This window comes from Ruegeria faecimaris (genome assembly GCF_900182615.1).
GTDB classification, from domain to species: domain Bacteria; phylum Pseudomonadota; class Alphaproteobacteria; order Rhodobacterales; family Rhodobacteraceae; genus Ruegeria; species Ruegeria faecimaris.
Map to the genome: position 1 here is coordinate 1 of NZ_FXTE01000033.1, position 3,191 is coordinate 3,191.

The following is a 3,191-nucleotide window of genomic DNA, read 5'->3' on the forward strand; positions in this document are numbered from 1 at the left end:
GCTTCAGAATGTCTTCGTCCGAGTATCGCTTCCGAGCCATCTCTTGTTCCCCCTTCTCGGCCAAAGTAGTGGCCCAATTTTAGGGGGCAAAGACACCCTCGCGATTTACTCGTCTTGAGACCGGAAAATTATTGCAATCAGTTGCTGGCAAATAGCATTTTATAGAACGATTTCGGCAGTCGACCTCGTCTGCAACTCGGCCATAGGCCTTTCCGACATCGTTGCGGCCACGACCAACGGCCGCATGTTAGGTTGCGATGCAGCGCGTGTCTAATGCGCTCGTTTTGCTGAATGAGCGAAGGTCGCGATTTCAATTCGGCTGCTTTGGGCTCAATGCGGTCATACAAGTGTATTGAGAGGAACGTCTTCTTTCAAAAAGAATACGCTTTCATCACGCATTTTAACTGCGTTCGACAACGGCGTTTGCGCCCTCCCGCAAACAAATACAACAGAACCGCCCGTCAGATCTACAAACAGTCCACCGGACTCTTTGCTGAACGATCTCACCTCGTCAGGATCATGTCCTGAAGGCCAAAGGTTCAAATCCTACTCCAAAAAACAACTTTAGAACGAAAATTACAAATACTTACACGCCGATCAACGCCAAACATCCCGCAAAAAATAATGCCTATATCCCTCCGTCAGAGCCTAAAACATCGCCTGTGACAATGGAATAAACGCCTCTTTTATGGCTTTGAAATCAGACTATCGCATGAATCGGACCTTTCTCGACGGATTCAGGCATTACTCTCCAATTCGACATCTCTGACGCTATATCAACCTTGATGCCCACCAAGCTTAGCGCGCGCTCAAGCATCAGGCCCAAGCAGCAATACTTGGATATCTGCAACATTGGTTCCGGTCGCACCAGTCATCAGAAGATCACCCGATAGTCCCAATGCCCGGTGACTGTCGTTGTTTGCTAACAGCGTGGACGGATTTTGCCCCGCATCGCGGATACGGTCGAATGTTCCCACATCCACAATCGCACCCGCTGCGGGGGTCGGACCATCACGGCCATCTGTTCCACCGCTGAGGAAAATCCAGTTGCCGGGAATAGCTTCCCATTGCGCCAGTTGGGCGACGCGCAGCGCTAGTTCCTGATTGCGCCCACCAAGACCCGCACCCTGCAGCCGGACGGTTGTCTCCCCTCCGAAAAGCAGAGCGACCGGGCGGTCGGAAGCCACAGAACGGGCCGCTTGCAGAATCTGACGTGCAGCGTCGGACACGTCTCCTGTCAGTGCTTTGGAGGCAATTTCAGCCCGACAAAACTGCGCCGCACAGCGATGCGCAGCCTCAAGGCTTATCGTGTTCGACCCGATCAGATGATTTGTCGCTTCAACTGCTATCGTCTGTTCAGGAACGCTGTGTTCTAGATGGTCCCGCACGGATTGGGGCAGACGCTTCCAGATGCCAGCCCCAATGCAAATCCTGCGGGCATCGGCTTGGGTTCCGATGGGTGGAGAAGTGGGGCCGCTGGCAACGGCACGCAGGTCATCTCCGATCACATCCGACAGAATATAGGCTGTGACCGGTGCAGGTGAACCGTGTCGCAGAAACCCTCCGCCCTTGAGCTGGCTCAGATGCTGGCGCACCAGGTTCATGTGCACGATGTCCAATCCGGAAGACAACAAGAGCTCGTTGACCACAATCTTATCCGATAGGGACAATCCGTCCACAGGTGCCGGAACAAGGGCCGATCCCCCGCCAGAGATCAGCGCTATGATCTGATCTTGCTCGCGTGCTGCGCTGAGCAGATCAATGATCTGCCGACCGGCTTTGAGGCCCCGTTCGTCCGGAACGGGGTGTGCACTGTTCAACACAGTTGCACCGGGTACGACCGCTTGGTTTTCGGAATGGGTCACGGCCAGAGCGACATGATCACCCTGAACGTTTTGCAAGGCTTCCGCCATCATGGCTGGGGCCGCTTTGCCAATCGCGATCAGGATGCTGCGCCCACCCTGTTTGGGCGCAGGCAATGGGGCTGATTGCAGCCGTCTGCTCAGGGATACCGCCGGATCTGCCGCGGCTATGGCTTCGGCAAATATGTTGGCGGCACAATCGCGTTGAGACATGGACGATTGTAAAGTCATGAGGCGATCATGCTGCTGCGATTTGACGGGCCTTTTCAACCATAACTTCCGCTTGACGGATCGAAGCATAGTCGATCAGGCGGCCATCCAACGAAACAGCTCCCTTTCCCGCTGCTTCGGCTTCGGCCATTGCTTCGAGAATGCGTTGTGCCTTGGTGACTTCGGCGTCGCCCGGCGACATAACATCGTTTGCCAGTGAAATCTGGCTGGGATGGATGGCCCATTTGCCCTCGCAGCCTAATACTGCCGCGCGCTTTGCGGCGGCTTTGTAGCCGTCCGGGTCTTGGAAGTCTCCAAAAGGGCCGTCGATCGGGCGCAAACCATTGGCGCGGGCAGCCACAACCATGCGGGCAAGCGCATAGTGCCACATATCTCCCCAATGGGTCAGGCGTCCTCCGTCCGTATCGGCGTCAGTCAGAACGGAATAATCCGGGTTAACACCGCCGATGATAGTCGTCCGCGCGCGGGTCGAGGCGGCATAGTCGGCTACGCCGAAATGCAGGCTTTCGTTACGTTTCGACGCCGCCGCGATCTCACTGACGTTCTGCATCCCTAACGCAGTTTCGATGATATGCTCGAATCCGATGCGTTTTTTGTACCCCTTTGCATCCTCGATTTGCGTGACCATCATGTCGACGGCATAGACATCTGCCGCGGTGCCGACTTTGGGGATCATGATCAGATCAAGTCGCTCGCCAGCCTGTTCAACCACATCCACCACGTCGCGGTACATGTAATGCGTGTCGAGCCCGTTGATACGTACCGACATGGTCTTGCTGCCCCAGTCGATGTCGTTCAGAGCCTCAATGATGTTTTTGCGGGCCTGTTCTTTCTCGTCCGGCGCGACGGCGTCCTCCAGATCAAGGAAGATGACATCCACGTCCGATTGTGCGGCCTTTTCGAACATTCCGGGTTGGCTGCCAGGCACGGCGAGTTCGCTACGGTTTAGGCGGGCAGGAGCCTGTTCGATGGAATGAAAGCTCATGGGTTGGTGTCCTTCAGTTTACAAGTTTGGATAGATAGGGAATCTGGCGCAGAGGTTTGCGACTTCGGCTTTGACTTTGGCCTCGACCTCACCGTTACCGTCCTCGCCATTTG

Annotated in this window: 2 protein-coding genes; both read right to left on the bottom strand. The window is 55.4% G+C overall.

Annotated features, from left to right (window positions below; all coding sequences use genetic code 11):
* Positions 1 to 809 precede the first annotated feature (809 nt).
* Entirely contained in the window at positions 810 to 2,075 is a 1,266-nt protein-coding gene (locus FN806_RS20315; protein ID WP_221929509.1) for a glycerate kinase type-2 family protein, read from the bottom strand.
* 25 nt (positions 2,076 to 2,100) lie between these two features.
* Positions 2,101 to 3,078 carry an HpcH/HpaI aldolase/citrate lyase family protein gene (locus FN806_RS20320; RefSeq protein WP_142640422.1) on the bottom strand — a complete coding sequence of 326 codons (978 nt, stop codon included), beginning with the start codon at positions 3,076 to 3,078 and terminating at the stop codon, positions 2,101 to 2,103.
* Between the last annotated feature and the right edge of the window lie 113 nt (positions 3,079 to 3,191).

Coding starts and splice junctions, on each gene's coding strand:
- FN806_RS20315 (WP_221929509.1), bottom strand. CDS start 2,075: ATGTCTCAACGCGATTGTGCCGCCAACATATTTGCCGAAGCCATAGCC.
- FN806_RS20320 (WP_142640422.1), bottom strand. CDS start 3,078: ATGAGCTTTCATTCCATCGAACAGGCTCCTGCCCGCCTAAACCGTAGC.